Annotated in this window: 16 protein-coding genes; 1 reads left to right on the top strand and 15 read right to left on the bottom strand. The window is 71.0% G+C overall.

From position 1 onward, the window contains the following. Positions 1-42: 42 nt before the first annotated feature. The 3 genes from CAE01nite_RS04010 to CAE01nite_RS04000 form a co-directional block, all read right to left on the bottom strand. Complete coding sequence (locus CAE01nite_RS04010) at positions 43-873, bottom strand: competence protein CoiA family protein (protein ID WP_146900295.1); 831 nt, start codon at positions 871-873, stop codon at positions 43-45. A gap of 603 nt (positions 874-1,476) precedes the next feature. Further along, on the bottom strand, positions 1,477-3,738 hold the full coding sequence (locus CAE01nite_RS04005; RefSeq protein WP_146900293.1) for an LLM class flavin-dependent oxidoreductase: 2,262 nt from the start codon (positions 3,736-3,738) through the stop codon (positions 1,477-1,479). After that, on the bottom strand, positions 3,735-4,649 hold the full coding sequence (locus CAE01nite_RS04000) for an LLM class flavin-dependent oxidoreductase (RefSeq protein ID WP_146900291.1): 915 nt from the start codon (positions 4,647-4,649) through the stop codon (positions 3,735-3,737). The genes CAE01nite_RS04005 and CAE01nite_RS04000 overlap by 4 nt, the downstream gene beginning before the upstream one ends. 14 nt (positions 4,650-4,663) lie before the next feature. On the opposite strand from CAE01nite_RS04000, the gene CAE01nite_RS03995 reads away from it, so the two are divergent. Continuing rightward, positions 4,664-5,254 (top strand): MarR family winged helix-turn-helix transcriptional regulator, encoded by a 591-nt coding sequence (locus tag CAE01nite_RS03995; RefSeq protein WP_246130992.1) that lies wholly within the window; start codon positions 4,664-4,666, stop codon positions 5,252-5,254. Positions 5,255-5,347: 93 nt separating this feature from the next. On the opposite strand, the gene CAE01nite_RS03990 is transcribed toward CAE01nite_RS03995, so the two are convergent. The 12 genes from CAE01nite_RS03990 to CAE01nite_RS03935 all read right to left on the bottom strand — a co-directional run bounded on the left by CAE01nite_RS03990 (position 5,348) and on the right by CAE01nite_RS03935 (position 15,609). Then, positions 5,348-6,013 (bottom strand): dihydrofolate reductase family protein, encoded by a 666-nt coding sequence (locus CAE01nite_RS03990; protein ID WP_146900287.1) that lies wholly within the window; start codon positions 6,011-6,013, stop codon positions 5,348-5,350. 360 nt (positions 6,014-6,373) lie between these two features. Then, a complete protein-coding gene (locus CAE01nite_RS03985) occupies positions 6,374-6,937 on the bottom strand; it encodes a P-loop nucleotide/nucleoside kinase family protein (RefSeq protein WP_146900284.1) in 564 nt (187 codons plus the stop codon). Position 6,938: 1 nt separating this feature from the next. Beyond that, positions 6,939-7,580 (bottom strand): bifunctional 4-hydroxy-2-oxoglutarate aldolase/2-dehydro-3-deoxy-phosphogluconate aldolase, encoded by a 642-nt coding sequence (locus CAE01nite_RS03980; protein WP_146900282.1) that lies wholly within the window; start codon positions 7,578-7,580, stop codon positions 6,939-6,941. Positions 7,581-7,701: 121 nt separating this feature from the next. Further along, positions 7,702-8,490 carry an SDR family NAD(P)-dependent oxidoreductase gene (locus CAE01nite_RS03975; protein WP_146900279.1) on the bottom strand — a complete coding sequence of 263 codons (789 nt, stop codon included), beginning with the start codon at positions 8,488-8,490 and terminating at the stop codon, positions 7,702-7,704. Further along, positions 8,477-9,463 (bottom strand): Gfo/Idh/MocA family protein, encoded by a 987-nt coding sequence (locus tag CAE01nite_RS03970; protein WP_146900276.1) that lies wholly within the window; start codon positions 9,461-9,463, stop codon positions 8,477-8,479. The genes CAE01nite_RS03975 and CAE01nite_RS03970 overlap by 14 nt, the downstream gene beginning before the upstream one ends. Then, a complete protein-coding gene (locus CAE01nite_RS03965) occupies positions 9,460-10,353 on the bottom strand; it encodes a sugar phosphate isomerase/epimerase family protein (RefSeq protein WP_146900273.1) in 894 nt (297 codons plus the stop codon). Before CAE01nite_RS03965 ends, CAE01nite_RS03970 begins: the two co-directional genes overlap by 4 nt. Then, positions 10,350-10,898, bottom strand: coding sequence for a VOC family protein (locus CAE01nite_RS03960; RefSeq protein ID WP_146900270.1), 549 nt, complete (start codon positions 10,896-10,898; stop codon positions 10,350-10,352). The genes CAE01nite_RS03965 and CAE01nite_RS03960 overlap by 4 nt, the downstream gene beginning before the upstream one ends. Further along, complete coding sequence (locus tag CAE01nite_RS03955; protein ID WP_146900268.1) at positions 10,895-11,887, bottom strand: LacI family DNA-binding transcriptional regulator; 993 nt, start codon at positions 11,885-11,887, stop codon at positions 10,895-10,897. Before CAE01nite_RS03955 ends, CAE01nite_RS03960 begins: the two co-directional genes overlap by 4 nt. Next, on the bottom strand, positions 11,887-12,864 hold the full coding sequence (locus CAE01nite_RS03950; protein WP_146900265.1) for a Gfo/Idh/MocA family protein: 978 nt from the start codon (positions 12,862-12,864) through the stop codon (positions 11,887-11,889). Before CAE01nite_RS03950 ends, CAE01nite_RS03955 begins: the two co-directional genes overlap by 1 nt. After that, a complete protein-coding gene (locus CAE01nite_RS03945; RefSeq protein ID WP_146900262.1) occupies positions 12,861-13,826 on the bottom strand; it encodes a Gfo/Idh/MocA family protein in 966 nt (321 codons plus the stop codon). Before CAE01nite_RS03945 ends, CAE01nite_RS03950 begins: the two co-directional genes overlap by 4 nt. Beyond that, positions 13,823-14,680 carry a carbohydrate ABC transporter permease gene (locus tag CAE01nite_RS03940; protein ID WP_146900259.1) on the bottom strand — a complete coding sequence of 286 codons (858 nt, stop codon included), beginning with the start codon at positions 14,678-14,680 and terminating at the stop codon, positions 13,823-13,825. Before CAE01nite_RS03940 ends, CAE01nite_RS03945 begins: the two co-directional genes overlap by 4 nt. Then, positions 14,677-15,609 carry a carbohydrate ABC transporter permease gene (locus CAE01nite_RS03935; protein WP_146900256.1) on the bottom strand — a complete coding sequence of 311 codons (933 nt, stop codon included), beginning with the start codon at positions 15,607-15,609 and terminating at the stop codon, positions 14,677-14,679. The genes CAE01nite_RS03940 and CAE01nite_RS03935 overlap by 4 nt, the downstream gene beginning before the upstream one ends. Positions 15,610-15,620 lie beyond the last annotated feature (11 nt).

Raw genomic sequence — 15,620 nt, 5'->3', positions numbered from 1 at the left:
GGGGCAGCCGTCCCTGTGAGCGCATTTCCTGAACGATTCGGTTTACTGGGCGAGTAAAAGCCGCGCATGCTCTTGCTTGGTTTCGGCATGCACATGGTCGACCAGCCGCTCAGCGTTGGCGTCGGCCCATCGCCCGCACGCGCCGACAGTGCCTTCCTCGACCGCTCGCCACAGCGTCATACGGACACCGCAGCTCCAGCACGCTCGTCGGGCCAGGACGACGCTCAGCATCCGTTCTCCACTGATCTGGGCCCTCAGGGCAACCCTGCCCGCGAGGAGGTCCGCCACCGCCTCCTCGAGCGAGGACACCCGATCGAGGAGCACGGTGAACTGCTGCCCTCCGGTCTCCACGAGCCGGGCCTGCGGCGCGCGCGGGTCCGGCACGGCGAGCGGGTCGGGCTCCCAGTCTTTGCGTGGCGGAAATGGGTAGCGGGTGAACCACAGAACGCGGCATCCGTCGGCGTTCCGTCGCATGCTCCGCGTTCGGTAGTCGGTGTCCTCTTCGCGAGAGAGCTGAATCTCGAAGTTCAGTCGCACCCCCGTGGGAGAGGTGGCCAAGACGTCCGCTTGGTAGCCGGGGCCAGGCACCTCGGGCTCCGCGTGCCAGCCGGCGGCGCGCGCTGCGGCGATGACGAGCGACTTGGCCTGCATGTGTGCGGCAGACTCGTTGCCGTGCGCAGTACAGCCGCCGGCGCCGGGCGCATGCGCGAAGTGTCGCAAGCCTCCGCGGGAGGTGCGCAGGTATGCGGCCGAAGCGCAGTCGCGGAATCGCAGAGCGCCGACGCGCGACTTGAGCCGCAGCGCGTCCCAGGCTTCATCGTCGAGGTCGATCGAAACTAGGCGCCTGCCATCCAGCTCAGCCGCCAACGGCATTGACGACCCCCCTCCCAGATAGAGGGTAGGTACCGCTCCGGCGTGTTGACAGGCTCTTCCCCTGGACGGCCTAATGCCTTCAGCACGTCTTGCGGGGACTCCACGAAGTTGTGACCGTCGCCCGCCGGACACCGGCCGGCGCCTGAACCACCGAGTGCTCACGTCCGACAGCCTTTGACACCGCGACGGCACGGTCATGCCGCGTTGAGGCATGGCGGAGTTCTGTGTCAGCGATGACGCCCTTCCCGCGCCAGGACTCCCATGTCAGACCCTCCTGGGACTCTCGACGCGAGTCCCGGGGGGGGGGTGATCACATGGGCAAGCCGTCGAAGGCTGCACTGTCGAAGGCAGGCAGCACCCTCGCGTCCGACTCCTCCAGCAAGGGCGCCAAGAGCAAGGCGGGATCGACCCTGGGCAAGGGCTGATCCGCGGCGGCTCCGGCACCGGCACCGGCTCGCCTGGTGTCGGAGCCGCCGTGCTTCCCACCGCGCAACACGCGTCCGCTCATGCCGCGATCCGGTGACTCTGCCTACGGCAGCTCCTGCCGATGTGCGACAGCTCCGGGCATCACGCTGCGCAACCCGCGGCGCCTGCCCGCGGTGCTCACGGCGCCGCCGGCACGCCGCCGGGCGACGCTTGGGCGGAGGCGTCGGCGACGGAGTGGTTGTAGCGGAACACGTTGTCGGGGTCGTACGTGGTCTTGACCGCGCGGAGGCGGGTCAGGGTGCGGTCGGGGAAGACGTCGGCGAGCCGCTCGGGGCGCAGGTCGGTCTCGAAGCTGGAGTAGAACCCGGAGTAGTGGTGGCTCATGGCGTCCCAACTGCGGTCGAGCCTCTCGCGCGAGGCGCCGAGCGCGACGACCTGGAAGTTGGCCGTGCGATGGGCGTAGGCGGTCGCGTCGACGGGGACGTCGTTGACCGCTGCGCCGGCGGAGCGGATCTGGAAGAAGTAAACCTCGCCGCTGCGCACCAGCTGCTCGGCGTCCTCGGCGAACTGCGGGGTGAGGTGCTCGAGGACCGCGGATCGGGTCACGGGCTCGCCTTGGGCGTCGTGCACGTCGTCGGTGCGGTGGACCACGCCGGTGTAGGGCATGACCTGGACGGACTGCTGGACCAAGGGGGCGAGCCGGGCGAAGGGCTGCAGGCGGTCGAGGATCGTCTCCGGGTCGTCGGAGTTGACCACCGCCATCACCTGGGCCATGACGCGACCGCCGCGGGGGCGGCCGACGATCAGGAACGGGGTCAGGTCGCGTGGTGCGGCTTCGACGAGGGCGCCGAAGTCCTGGAGGTAGCCGGCGAGGTCGTCGACCGCGAAGGCGAGCTGGGCGAAGCCGACGTCGCCGACCTGGTCGACCTCGAACTCGAACGCGGTGACGACGCCGAGGTTGCCGCCGGCGCCGCGGATTCCCCAGAACAGGTCGGGGTGGTGCTGCTCGTCGGCCCGGACGATGGTGCCGTCGGCGAGGACGACGTCGGCGGCCCGCAGGTGGTCGATCGTCAGCCCGTGCTGGCGGGCGAGGAACCCCAGGCCGCCTGCGGTGGCCAGGCCGCCGACTCCCACGCCGCCGTAGTCACCGGACGTCAGGGCCCACCCGTACGGCTCGAGCGCTTCCGCGACCCCACCCCAGCGGGCGCCGGCCCCGATGCGGACCCGGCGGGTGGCGGAGTCCAGGACCTCGATGTCGTCGAGGTGACGCAGGTCCACCACGATGCCGCCGTCGTTGGTGGAGCGGCCGCTGATCCCGTGCCCCCCGCTGCGGATCGCCAGCGGCACGGGCTGGGTCCGCGCCCAGATCAGGGCCTGGGCGACCTGGGCGGTGTCGCGTGGGAGCAGGACGAGGCCGGGTCGGCCGCCGCGCAGGTAGGTCGAACGCATGCCGGCATAGCGGGCGTCGCCCGGTTCCACGGTCTCCAGGCCGGCGGGGACGTCGTCGTAGTCGATGCCGTCGCGTCGGGCGGCGCGGACCCGAGCAGGTCGGCTGGGGCCGGATCGGGTGCCGCGGGCCGTGCGAGCGGCGGCGACGAGATCGCGGACGGCAGGGGCTACCTCGCTGGCCAGGCGCCGGATGTCGGCGGGTTCGGTGGTGGCCACCACGACCGTGTCGACGCCGTCCTCGACGACCCACCTGACGAGATCCGGCACCGCGGGGATGGTCGCCACGGTGAGCAGGCGGCGGATCTCTGCGGGGTCGCGGCGTGCCCGCCGGGCGGCGACGTCCAGCCGGAACTGCGCCGACGACACCGAGCTCGGGTCGACGCCCGATGCGGTGGCGTCCATCCACCACCCGTCGGCGCTGCGTCCGGCGACGTCGAGCAGCGTGTCGTCGGTGCCGCTGAGCCAGATCGGGACGTCGTGGGCCGGTGCGGGACCGGGGTCGGCGCCCGGCACCCGGTGAGCGGGTCCGGCGCCGCGCACCGGTTCGCCGTCGGCGGTCCACATGCTGCGCAGGATCGAGATGGTCTCGGCCAGTGCGCCCGCGTCAGGGTGGACACCCACGGCGGGCGACGCCGTGCCGTCGGCAGCTGCCGGGACGACGGTCAGGCCGAGCTCGAGGCGCCCGTCGGTCACCAGATCGAGGTTCGCGGCTGCGCGGGCCAGCACGGTGGCCGGACCGGTCGGTGCGAGGGCGTGGGTCGTCAGCGTGATCCGGCTGGTCGCACCGGCCACCCACGCCAGTGTCGTCCAAGGGTCCGGCCCGCTCGGCTCGGACACCTGCTCGATGGAGTGGGTGCTGTCGGTGACGGCCAGCAGGTCCAGGCCCGCCTCGTCCGCGACCTGGGCCAGGCCGGTCAGCGCGTGCGGCGGGAGCTGTGCGAGGTCGAGGGCGACGCCGAGCCGGACCGGGTGGCCGTGGTCGCGGCTCACCGGGTGACCGCCGCAGCGACGCGGTGCTCGGCGACCAGGGCTCGGACCGCGGGGGCGACCTCGCCGCCGAGGATGCGCAGGGACCGCTCGTCGTCGCCCATCACGATGTACCCGCTGAATCCGTGCTCGAGGGTGAGTGCGCCCAGCTGCTCGACCCACTGGGACACCGGTCCCTGCAGGAACCCGCGGTTGGTCCCGGTGGTGAAGGACCCTCCGACGTTGAGCAGGCGGCGGACCGCGGACGGCTCGCGTCCCGCGGCGGCGGCGGCGTCGTCGATGCGTGCGTTCGCGTCGGCGAGCTCCTGCTGGGACTTCAGGTAGCCCATGGACGGCAGCCACCCGTCCGCCTTCTGACCGGTCAGGGCGAGCATCCGCGGCTTGTACGCGCCCAGCCAGATCCCGACCGGATGCGCAGGGGCCGGTCCACGCTTCGCGCCGCGCACGCCGTAGTACGTGCCCTCGACCTTCAGGGGCTGGCGGGTGGAGGTGTCCCAGACGCCGCGGATGACGTCGATCGCCTCGCTCAGCGCGGTGACCGCCTGCCCGGCGGTGAGCCGGCGCCCGCCCATCGCCTCGATGGCGTCCCAGTACGCGCCGGCGCCCAGCCCCAGCTCCACCCGACCACCGCTGAGCAGGTCCAGGCTCGCGACCGCGCGCGCCAGGACCGCAGGCGGACGCAGCGGCAGGTTGAGCACGTTGCCGGACAGGCTGATCCGCTCGGTGCGCGCGGCGGCGTACGCCATCAGCGACCACGTGTCGTGGAACCGGGGCTGGTACGGGTGGTCCTGGAACGTGACCACGTCCAGGCCCGCCGCCTCGCTGCTCACCGCCAGCCGGACCGGCCCCTGCGGGTCCGCGTTCGTCGGGGTGATGAAGGAGCCGAAGAGGAGGTCGTGCCCGTAGTCGCTCATGGAGATCCTTGCCGATGGCCGCACCGCAGAACTCTGCGGCAATGCAGACCGTATGTCTGACAGACGATCTGCGCAAGCATGGTTTCGGCTACCATGGCGGCGTGGTGAAGGCGACGACGAGTGGTGGCCGGCTCGGGCACGAGGAGCTGGGGTGGACCCTGGGCGTGCTGCTGCGCCACTACCAGGACGAGGTCGGCCAGGTCCTGGCTGACGTGCCGCAGGGCCACCGGGGCTTCCAGGTGCTGGCCTCGGTCGTGCACGGCGACCAGCGCAGCCAGCTCGCGCTGGCCGGGCACCTGGGCATCGACCGGACCGTGATGACCTACGTCGTCGACGACCTCGTCACCGCCGGGCTGGTCGAGCGCCAGGTCGATCCCGACGATCGGCGCCAGCGCCGTCTTGTCGCCACCACCACAGGGCGCGACCGGCTCGCGCAGCTCGAGCGAGACGTCCGCGCCGCCGAGGACCGCGCGCTCTCCAGCCTGGCCGGCCCGGACCGCGCCACCCTGCGCCACCTCCTGGCCGCCGCCGCCTGCGCCATCCGGCAGATCGACCCGGTCAGCGACCCCTGCGACGCGGTGGAGCAGGCGCTCCGACCGAGGTAGTCGTGAGGCACCTCGTCGAGGGCCACCGGCGTGAGACCTCTTCGCTCGCGGCCGTCCCCCAGCGGCGGGCAGCCCTCGCGGCCGGGCCCGCGTTCATGGCACGGTCTTCCGGCTGAACGTGAGGTGCGTGACGCCGCTGGGCGACGAGACGGCCTCGATGTCGTAGGCCTCCTCGAGCGCCTCCAGGCCGTCCCAGAGCCGGACACCGCGGCCGAGCACGATGGGCACCTGGACCAGGTGCATGTGGTCGACGAGCCCGGCGGCGAGGAAGTCGCGGACCACGGTGGGGCCGCCGCCGATCCGCACGTCCCGGCCATCGGCAGCTGCGCGGGCCGCCTCGAGCGCGTCGGCCGGGCCGGCGTCGAGGAAGTGGAAGGTGGTGCCGCCCTCCATGGGCATCGCAGGCCGCGGGCGGTGGGTGAGCACGAAGGTCGGCGAGTGGAACGGCGGGTTCGGCCCCCACCAACCCGTCCAGTCCGGGTCGTCCTGCCAGCCCGGCGGGCCGAACTTGTGGGCGCCCATGATCTCGGCTCCGATGCCGACGCTGTGGCGCTCGGCGAACGCGTGGTCGACGCCCGACGACCCGCCCGCGTCCGCTCCGCTACCCGAGGCACCCTGCAGCGCCCAGAAATGCGTGGCGAACATCCACTCGTGCAGGCGCTCGCCCGCGTGGCCGAAGGGCGCCTCGGCGGACTGCGGCTCTCCGGTCGCGAAGCCGTCGAGCGAGATGGACAGGTTGTGGATCCGGGTCAGTGACATCGGTGCCTCCCAGGGTGCGGCCGGCTCAGTGCACGGGCGCATCCGGCTGACCCGCGTCGCCGGAGAATCTCATCGGGCATCCGGACGAGTGGTGTGGCGAGCGAGCGAGGGGGCGACGCGATGGAGCCGTGGACCTGCGGTGCGCCGCCCGGCCGCATGTGATCGACGCCCACCACCCGGCCGGTGGCGGGCGTCGGTCACCGCGGCCGCTCAGCCGACGCGACCGTGAGGTGAGTCCTGGTCCAGCGGCGGAGCATCGAGGAGCCGGCCGAACCGCGCTGAGCATCGTCCGCAGCTCCGCAGCTCCGCAGCTCCGCAGCACCGTGCCCTGGGCCGTAGGCCCACCATCGCTGGCACGGCTCATCCGCCAAGACGCGAGAGCACCTCTCGGAGGTCAGGCGTGTCGCTGTTGTCCAGCTCCATGACGGAGACGCCGACCCAGTCGATGGTGGACCGGCCCCACGTCGACCAGAACGTGTCCCACATGGCCAGCTTGGCGCGATCGCGGACGAGGCCTCGAGCTCGGAGTCGTCGACGTGTCTCTTCCTCGGAGGTGACGACGCGCAGCACGACGGTGTCGACGTCCGGCCAGGCGGCCGCTTCGGTGGCGGTCTCGAGGAAGTGTGGTTGGTTCAGGTACCCCGCGAAGGGCGCGTCGATGACCACCGACAGCCCGAGTCGCACGTTGTCGGCCGCGACGGACAGCAGCGAGGCGTACTCGGCCGGCATCACGGCCTCTCTGTAGAACGCGCTGTCTTCCCGCTCCTGGGGTGCGTGCCCGCCGGCGGACAGAGCCACCTCCACCAGCGGCCCTGCCAGCCGGTCCTTGTCGAGATAGACCGCCGTGCACCGCCGGGCGATCTCGCGGGCGACCGTCGACTTGCCGGAGCCTGCGGATCCGACCACCACGAGAGCGAAGGTCATCTCAGTCCCGGGCGGCGCGGACGGCGGCGAGGAAGGTCTCTGCCGCCGTGGTGACCCGGGTGTAGTCCCCGTCGGGCCGTGCGGCCTTCGTGATGGTGCTGCCCACGCCGACAGCGCAGACGCCGGCCTCGAACCACGCCCTGGCGTTGGCTGCGCTGACACCACCGGCGGGCATGAGCGGGACGTGCGAGAACGGGGCGAGAACCGCCGCTACGTACGCCGGTCCGATCTCGGCCGGGAACAGCTTCACGATGTCCGCGCCCTCCTCGACGGACTCCAGGATCTCGGTCGGCGAGTAGGCGCCGCTGACGGTGGGGACCTGGTAGCGGTTCGCCGTGCGGATCACCTCGCGGCTCAGGTGCGGGGTGACGAGGAAGGACGCGCCCGCCGAGATGGAGGCGTAGGCGCTCGGCGCGTCCAGGACCGTGCCGGCGCCGATCGACACGGAGGATCCGTGGGCCTCGACCAGGCGCTCGATGACCCGCAGTGCTCCGGGCGTCGACAGCGTGACCTCGATGGCGCGAACCCCGCCGGCAAGGGCTGCCTCGGACGCTCGGAACGCCTCGTCGGCGTCGTCGAGGCGGACGATCACCACCGTCCCGTCGTCGGTGATGCGCTGGAGGGTGCGGAGCTTGCGGTGCATGGGGAGGCAACTCTCTGTTGGGGACTGCACCACCGGCAGTCGAGGGGTTCACTTCTGGGCATCCGTGGCCGCCGCGTCGTCGGCGCCCGCCGGCCCGCTGCCGGGCTGTGCCCGATCCGTCCTAGGTGCCCATCCCGAGATGTGCGCCGCCGGCGACGTCGAGGCTGACGCCCGTGATGTACCGGTTGGCAGGGTCGGTGAGGAACACGGCCGCGCTCGCGACCTCGTCGGGCCGCGCGAAGCGTCTCATCGGCAGCTGTGCCGCTCGTTCGGCGCGAGCCCGGGCGGCCGAGTCGGCGGCGTTGCCGGAGGCCTCTGCCAGCTGGGCCCACATGTTGGTCTCCACGGGCCCCGGCGTGATGGCGTTGACCGAGATCCCGGAGGGTCCGAGGATCTGCGCCATCGACCACATGATGTGCAGGACCGCGATCTTGCTGGCGTTGTACGGGAGGTACGTCGAGCGTGCCTCCTTGGCGGCGACCGACGAGAAGAGGAGCATGGAGCCCCTCGTACCCTGATCGAGCATGGCGTGAGCGGTCTCGCGGACGATGGTGAAGGTCCCGGTCGCGTTGATCGTCATGATCCGCTCGAACTCGGCGGTGCTGGTCCGCAGCGGGTCGGGGGTCTCACCGAGGACTCCGGCCGCGTGCACGAGCACGTCGATCCGGCCGAAGGTGGCGACCACGTCGTTGACGGTCGCTGCGGTGGTGACCTCGTCCGTCACGTCCAGCGCGTAGTACCGCGCAGCGTCCGATGAGTTCTGCTCGCCTCGGTCGGCCCCGACCACCGTCGCGCCGAGATGCACGTACGCCTGCACCATCGCGGCGCCGATCCCGCCGTTGGACCCCGTGACCAGGACGACCTGGTCCGCTGCGGTCCTGGGAGCAGAGCCGTCGTCATCGTGTGGCATGGCTGGCCCACTCCCTTCCTTCGAGCTCCTCGGTGGGCAGTCCGGCGGCGGCCAGGATCTGGTCGAGCAGGAGCTGGGTCTTGGCGGCCTCGGCGCCTGAGGTCAGCGGTTGCTGCCGGTCGCGGACGCGGTCCAGGAAGTGGTGCACCGCTCCGGCGAAGCCGAAGGTCTGGGTGGCCGTGGCCCAGCCGAACGCCTCGGGTGACATCTCGCGGACCGTGGTCGCCCCGGCCTGCGTGATCGACACGCGATCGGGGGCCGTGATCGCCGCGGTGACACCGTCCCCGTAGGCGTCCAGCTTCTCGCCCCATCCGCCGGCGTTCCGGGCGGCCATGAGCACGCCGGTATGACCGTTGTCGAAGCGGACGAGCGCGGAGACGCCGTCCTCCTGCCAAGGGTCCTGCCCGGCCGCGTGACCGGCGACGTCGACCGGCTCCCCGCCGCAGTACCAGCGCAGGAGGTCCACCATGTGGATCGCGTTCTCGAAGGTGGCCCGGTACTCGGAGCCGGCCCGGTTCTTCTGCGCGACGCAGAAGCTCGCACCACTGTCCGAGAACGCTTGTCGGCCGGCCTCGTACACAGGCGCGAACCGTCGGTTGAACCCGACCATCAGCACCCTGCCCTGCTCCTCGGCCAGGCGGGCGAGGTCCTGCGCGTCCTGCGTGCTCGTGGCGAGCGGCTTCTCGCAGAAGACGTCGACGCCCGCGCGGAGCGCGCGTCGCGTCGCGTCGACGTGCTCCGACCGCGGCGTGAGGACGAACAGGGCGTCGAGGTCCCCGGCTTCCAGCATCGCCTCCACGGTCGGGTGGACGGTTCGGAAGCCCCACCGTCGGACCAGCGCGCTGGGGTCTGCCCGGCGTGTGACCAGGGCGCTCAGCTCGACGTCGTCCCGTCCGACGAGGGTGGGCAGCTGTGCGACGTGCGCGATGTTCCCGGCCCCGACCACGCCGACCCGGAGAGTCCGGTCGCTCATGGCGACACCCCGGTCCCCGCGAGGATGTCGCGGACCACGCGTGCCCCCTGCGCGAACCCCTGCGCCGGAGCCGGGAGGTCCTGCGGGTGCCAGCGGTACTCGTACTCGAGGGTGAGGACGTCGTCGTAGCCCCGCCGGGTGAGCTCACGGAGGATGTCCGGCCAGGGGACGACGCCGTCACCGACGACACGCGAGGCGACGGCGCGTTCCTCCTGCTCCACGCGCGCCGTGCCACTCGCCCGGAAGCGAGCCCCCGGGTCCTTGAAGACGAGGTCCTTCACGTGCACGTGGCCGATGAGGTCGCCCTGGACAGCGAAGGCGTCCTGCCACCCCTCGTCGTGGGTGAAGGTCAGGTTCGCCTGGTCGTACAGGACACGCACGGACGGTGAGTCGACCTCCCGGACGAGGCGGGCGGTGTCAGCCGCGGTCTGCGTCATCGTCCCGAAGTGGTTCTCGACGCAGAGCACGACGCCCGCCTGGTCCGCGTGGCCGGCGAGTGCACCGAGCGCGGACACCAGCTGAGCCCAGTGCGCCGGGTGGTCGGCGTCCCCCGGCTGCCAGGCACCCGCGTAGACCCGCACCCGGGTGGCGCCGAGCTCCTGCGCGGCGTCGATGCAGCCGCGGAACTCGTCGATGCCCGCCTGCCAGCTCCGCGTGTCGGTGCTGTTGATCGCGGTCGTGTAGGGGGTGAGCGCGACGATCGGCATGCCCTCGTCGGATGAGAAGGCCGCCGCCTCCTCGACCGCTCGCCGATCGGAGGGGCTGATCGCGGCCGGGTAGTCCTCCTGGTAGATGACCTCCGCGCCGTCGAGCCCGGCGTTGCGGAAGAGCCGAAGCGCCTCCAGGAGAGTGACTCCGGGCGTTCCCAAGGTGTGTCCGGCGATCTTCATGCGAGAGGGGTCCTTTCTGCTGAGTTGTTCCAGTCCGACGGACCCACCAACGCCGGCGCGTCCCGCACGCGGGAGCGGTCGACGAGCTCGAGGTGCAGCCCCCACGGGGTGACGAGATAGGTCCAGCGATTCCCCGCGACGGCGGGGCTGTCGCCGCCCACCTCCTTGCGTCCACCGAGGACGCGGACACCGGAGATGCCGCGCAGGTGCGTCACCGCGTCGTCGACGTCGTCGACGACGAGGCACAGGTGGTGCCCGCCGCGGTCGCTGAGCCGGGGGTGCTCGGTCCGCTGGTCGGCGGTGTGCCACTCGAACAGCTCGATGTTCAGGTTGGGCGGCAGACGCAGCATCGACAGCTCCAGGACGGCGTCGCCCGGCACCTCGAAGTGGGTCGTCATGAATGCGGCGTCGGGGCCGCGTCGGGAGCGGTAGAGCTCTTCTGCTCCCAGCACCTCGGTGAAGAAGGCCACCGCCTCGTCCAGGTCGGGCACCGCGTAGGCCGCGTGGTCCACGTGCCGGATGCCGGGCAGCCGGCGCCCGGTCATCGGACCGGTCCGGTCGACGACCGCAGGAGCAGATCCGGTTCGAGCACGACGTGGTCGACGTGCCCCTTCTGGGCTGCCCGCTCGGCAAGGGTGATCGCGAGGCGGCCCATCTCGTCGATGGGCTGGCGCACCGAAGTGAGCGGCGGGTTGCTGCTGGCACCGAGAGGCAGGCCGTCGAAGCCCACGACGGACACGTCGTGCGGGACGGCTATCCCTCGTGCACCGAGCGCGCTGATGAGACCGAAGGCGACCATGTCGTTCGCGGCGATCACAGCGGTGGGAGGCCCTGCCATGGCCGCGATCCGTTCGCCGGCGTGCCGGCCCGCCTCGGCGCCGATGTGCTCGTCGAACTCCGTCGCCTGGAGGCCGTGCGCCCGGGCGAGGGAGTGGTAGGCCCGCCGCCGGTCGCCGGCGGTGTGGGTCCCCGCGAGGCCCGACACGTAGGCGATGGCCGTGTGCCCGAGCGCGAGGAGGTGGTCGAACGCCAGCTCGATGCCCCTCGCGTGGTCGATGGTCACCGTCGAGATCGCGTGATCGGTCTCCACACGGTCGATGACGACGAGCCGCCCGCCGAACCCGAAGGACTCGAGCTCGGCCGGGTCGACGCGTACGGAGGGGGCGATCACGGCGAACGGGGCGTACATGCCCCCCATCGCCTGCAGGTACCGCCCGGTGGCCGCGGCGTCGTTCTCGGTCACGCACAGCACCAGCTGGTAGCCGCGCTCACCGGCCGCTGAGGTCATCATCTTCGCCAGCTCGGCGAAGAACGGGTTCGTGATGTCGGGGACGATCAGCGGCACCAGGGGGCTCGTCTTGGTCCGCAGCGCCTGTGCGAGCGGGCTCATCGTGTAACCCATCGCGGCCGCGACCTGCAGGATGTGCTCGCGGGTCTGCCGATTGACCGCCTCGGGCCGGGAGAAGGCCCGCGACACCGTGGACTTGTGCACCCCCGCCGCCGCAGCGACCTCGTCGATCCCAGGAACGGGCATCATGTCCTCTTTCCTCGTGCCTGCGCGTACCCGTCCCAGACGACCCTCATCGCCGCCTCGAGGTCATCGAGGCCCGGCAGGTCCTGCCAGCCGGTGGTCAGACCGTCCGCGACGGCGTCGACGAAGGGCCCGTACAAAGGGTCGCTGTCGACGTCGATGTTCGCCGTGTCGGTGGCGCCCTCCGTCGAGGTGAAGGAGGCCGTCCCGTCGGACCAGACCGTCGCGGTACCCCCACGGCCGATGCGCATGAAGGCGCAGTGCCGCTTCAGCGGGGAGCCCGGGAACGCGTAGCCGACCTCGATCACGGCGACGTGACCCTCCGGGGTGGTCAGGGTCAGTGACGCGAAGTCCTCGATCTCGCGGCCGTGGAGGGCCGAGGACAGGGCAGCGGTCACCGTGACGGAACCGGATCCGCTCGACCGGAGGAAGAGGTCGACGAAGTGCGGTGCGAGGTTCACCAGGCACCCGCCGCCGGCGCGCCGTGCCTCCACCATCCACGGGCTGCCGTTGCCCAGGTAGCGCTCGGGCGGCCCGGCGATGAACTGGACGCTCTCGTAGAGGGCAGCGCCCGAGCGTGCGAGCCAGCGCTCGGTCGGTCCGCCGCGTTGCACGAGCGGCACGGCGACGGGCACTCCGGCAGCGTCCGCCGCCTCCCTGATCTCCACCAGCTGCTGCAGCGAGACGCCCGCGGGCTTCTCGACCACGAGGGGGATGCCCCGCGCGATCAGGGCGAGACAGATCTCCCGCATGGTGTCGTGCGCGGCGAAGACGTACGCGAGCTCGGCATCCGCGTGCTCGTCGAGCAGGTGCTGCCAGCTCGGGACGAGCGGAGCGTCCCACCGCACGGCGAACGCGGTGGCGCCGGCCGTGTCCGGGTCGCTCACGCCGACGACGTCGTGGCGCGCGGCGATCCGGTCCGCGTAGAGCGGCACGTGCCAGTGAGTGGGGCTGATGACGAGGGTGCGGGCGCGGTTCATACGCGAGCACCCGCCAGTCCGACGACCTCGTCCGCCAGCCGGGTGGCCCGCAGCGCCTGGCGGTAGCCGACCGTCGGACTCTGGCCCCGGGCGAAGCGCAGCGCATCCTCCGCCTGGGCCAGGAAGAGATCGACCTCCGGCAGGTGCCTGGTGGTCTCCGATCCGAACCTGTCCCAGGCGTGGATCTCCCAGTTCGACCAGACCCGCCGGCCCTCGTGCGCGATCACCTCGACCTCGAGCGACCAGTCGTTCCGGTTCAGTCCGGAGCTGTGGTTCCACGGGTTCCAGTAGGTCTCCAGCCGGAACAGGGGACCGCCGGCGAACGCGAGAGTCGCCGCCGCGTAGTCGGGTACCGAGGCGCCGTGCAGCCCGTCGCTCGCGTAGCTGCTGACGACCTCGGCCTCGCCGGCGAAGAGCGACGAGACGAACTCGATCGCGTGGATGCCGTTGACGACGGCTACTCCGCCTTCCTCGGGCGCCACCCGCCAGGAGTCCAGGCTCAGCTTGCGCGCCGCCGAGCGGATGCTGACGCTGATGACCGTCGAGGACGAGACCCACTCGGCCAGCTCCTTCGCCGCGGGATGCTGGTGCAGCGTGTAGCCCACCATGAGCGACTCGTCGATGCCGTCGACCTCGGCAAGGATCGCGGCGTTGTCCGAGGACGAGCCGATCGGCTTCTCGACCAGGACCCGGAAGCCGCGACGCAGCAGCTCCGCCGTCACCTCGGGCTGCGCGCTGCTCGGCAGCGACACGACCACGAGGTCGACCGCGTCCGGGCTGAGGTCCGCGTGGGACCCGAGAACCACGGCTCCGACCGCGCGAGCGAGCTCGTGCACGCGGGGCGAAGGATCGATCAGGCAGACGACGTCCGCCCCCAGCTCGTGGAACGCCTCGGCGTGGCGACTCCCCGCCCACCCGGCGGCACCGACGACGGCGACCCGCGGCGGCTGCGTGGCGGTCATCCCTTCACCCCGCCGGAGGTCAGACCTGCGATGAACCACCGTTGGAACGCGGCGAAGATCCCCAGCACCGGCAGGAATGCGACGACGACGAACGCGGAGAACAAGGCCCAGAAGTTGCCGAAGCCCGTCGAGATGTAGCGCACGATGCCGTTCTGCACGGTCTTCATGTCTTCTGTGGTGGCGAGCACGGTGCCGACGAGGAAGTCGTTCCAGACGAACACGAAGATGAAGATCGCCACAGCGGCGATGCCCGGGCGGATCAGGGGGAGCACGATGCGCATGAGGATCTGCGGGCGGGAGCATCCGTCGATGGCGGCCGCCTCCTCGATCTCGACCGGGATGTTCTCGATGAAGTTGCGCAGGAAGAGGATCGTCTGGCCGCAGATGATGGCGGTGTACACGACGATGAGCATCGGGTACGTGTTGATCAGAGCGGTCTGCACGAACATGGAGTAGAGCGCGATGAACACGACGATGGCTGGGACCATCGACAGGACGAGGATCCCGGTCATCAGCGTCTCCATGCGACGGCTGCGGAACCGGGTGGCGACGTAGGCGGCCGGGATGCAGATCAGCAGCGCCAGGACGATGGATCCTCCGGCGTAGATGAGCGAGTTGACGAAGAACCTGATGTTCGTCGACGTCAGCAGCCCGGCGTAGCCTCCGGAGGAGAAGGGGTCCGGGATCCACGCCGGCGGGAAGTCGATGGTGTCGGCCTCCACCTTGAGCGAGGTGGACAGGACCCACGCCACGGGGGGGAGCACGAGAAGGGCTGAGACGAGCACGTAGATCCACGCGGGGATCGCGCGCAGCCCAGCGCCTTTCTTGCGGCGGGTGGCGACCACGGTTGTCACAGGCTTTCCTTCCGGCGGAAGCGGATCGCGACCAGCGTGAGGACCACGTTGACAGCGAAGAGGAGGATCGCGGTCGCGGACGCACCTGACAGGTCGAAGTCGTTGAACGTCTGGTTGAAGACCCGCATCGACAGGGTCTCGGTCGCACCCAACGGGCCGCCGCGGGTGGTCACCAGGATGATCGTCACCATCTGCACGTACAGCATCAGAAGCACGATGACGACGGAGACGATCGTGTTGCGCAGGTACGGCAGGGTGATGCTGATGAAGCCGCGCCAGACGCCACCGCCGTCCATCTTCAGCGATTCGCGCAGCTCCCCGGGGATCGTCTGCAGGGCGCCGAGGAAGAGCAGCATCGCCTGCGGGTACGACCACCAGGCGGTGATCAGCGTCACGCCGACCAGTGCACTGGTCGGCGACGAGAACACGTCCGTCGGCCCCATCCCGAGCGAGGTCGTGATCGCCGTCACCGGACCGAAGTTCGGGTTGAGGAACCAGAGCCAGATCACGCCGGCGGTGGCCTGCGACATCAGCCACGGCAGGAGGAAGAGGCCGCGGACGGTCCGCTTGAAGCGATGCAGGCTGTTCAGCACCGTGGCGGACAGCAGCCCCGCCGGCAGAGCGATCACCAGCGCACCCAACGAGAAGGCCAGGGTCGTGCCGATCTGCTTGGGCAGGTTCGGGTCGGCGAACAGCTCCGTGAACGAGGTGAGCCCGGAGAACTCCCCGATGGCGTAGAAGTTGGTCTCGTGCAGCGCGGTCCACGCCGTGTAGATGAGTGGCCCGACGAACACGAAGAGGAAGACCGCGGACACGGGGAGGACGTAGATCCAGACCCCCCGGTCCGGGCGACGGCGCCTGGACGCGACGGCGGGTGAGGACGACGGGGTGCGCGAATCGAGCGCACGGGCGGCACTGGTGGTGGACATCGTGATCCGCT

This window comes from Cellulomonas aerilata (assembly GCF_007991755.1).
In the GTDB taxonomy this organism is placed as follows: domain Bacteria; phylum Actinomycetota; class Actinomycetes; order Actinomycetales; family Cellulomonadaceae; genus Pengzhenrongella; species Pengzhenrongella aerilata.
This window is presented reverse-complemented; position numbering and strand designations above follow the sequence as displayed.

Bases quoted from the DNA above. Each gene is read 5' to 3' on its own strand.
- CAE01nite_RS04010 (WP_146900295.1), bottom strand. From the start codon at position 873: ATGCCGTTGGCGGCTGAGCTGGATGGCAGGCGCCTAGTTTCGATCGAC.
- CAE01nite_RS04000 (WP_146900291.1), bottom strand. From the start codon at position 4,649: ATGAGCGACTACGGGCACGACCTCCTCTTCGGCTCCTTCATCACCCCG.
- CAE01nite_RS03995 (WP_246130992.1), top strand. From the start codon at position 4,664: ATGGCCGCACCGCAGAACTCTGCGGCAATGCAGACCGTATGTCTGACA.
- CAE01nite_RS03990 (WP_146900287.1), bottom strand. From the start codon at position 6,013: ATGTCACTGACCCGGATCCACAACCTGTCCATCTCGCTCGACGGCTTC.
- CAE01nite_RS03985 (WP_146900284.1), bottom strand. From the start codon at position 6,937: ATGACCTTCGCTCTCGTGGTGGTCGGATCCGCAGGCTCCGGCAAGTCG.
- CAE01nite_RS03980 (WP_146900282.1), bottom strand. From the start codon at position 7,580: ATGCACCGCAAGCTCCGCACCCTCCAGCGCATCACCGACGACGGGACG.
- CAE01nite_RS03975 (WP_146900279.1), bottom strand. From the start codon at position 8,490: ATGCCACACGATGACGACGGCTCTGCTCCCAGGACCGCAGCGGACCAG.
- CAE01nite_RS03970 (WP_146900276.1), bottom strand. From the start codon at position 9,463: ATGAGCGACCGGACTCTCCGGGTCGGCGTGGTCGGGGCCGGGAACATC.
- CAE01nite_RS03965 (WP_146900273.1), bottom strand. From the start codon at position 10,353: ATGAAGATCGCCGGACACACCTTGGGAACGCCCGGAGTCACTCTCCTG.
- CAE01nite_RS03960 (WP_146900270.1), bottom strand. From the start codon at position 10,898: ATGACCGGGCGCCGGCTGCCCGGCATCCGGCACGTGGACCACGCGGCC.
- CAE01nite_RS03955 (WP_146900268.1), bottom strand. From the start codon at position 11,887: ATGCCCGTTCCTGGGATCGACGAGGTCGCTGCGGCGGCGGGGGTGCAC.
- CAE01nite_RS03950 (WP_146900265.1), bottom strand. From the start codon at position 12,864: ATGAACCGCGCCCGCACCCTCGTCATCAGCCCCACTCACTGGCACGTG.
- CAE01nite_RS03945 (WP_146900262.1), bottom strand. From the start codon at position 13,826: ATGACCGCCACGCAGCCGCCGCGGGTCGCCGTCGTCGGTGCCGCCGGG.
- CAE01nite_RS03935 (WP_146900256.1), bottom strand. From the start codon at position 15,609: ATGTCCACCACCAGTGCCGCCCGTGCGCTCGATTCGCGCACCCCGTCG.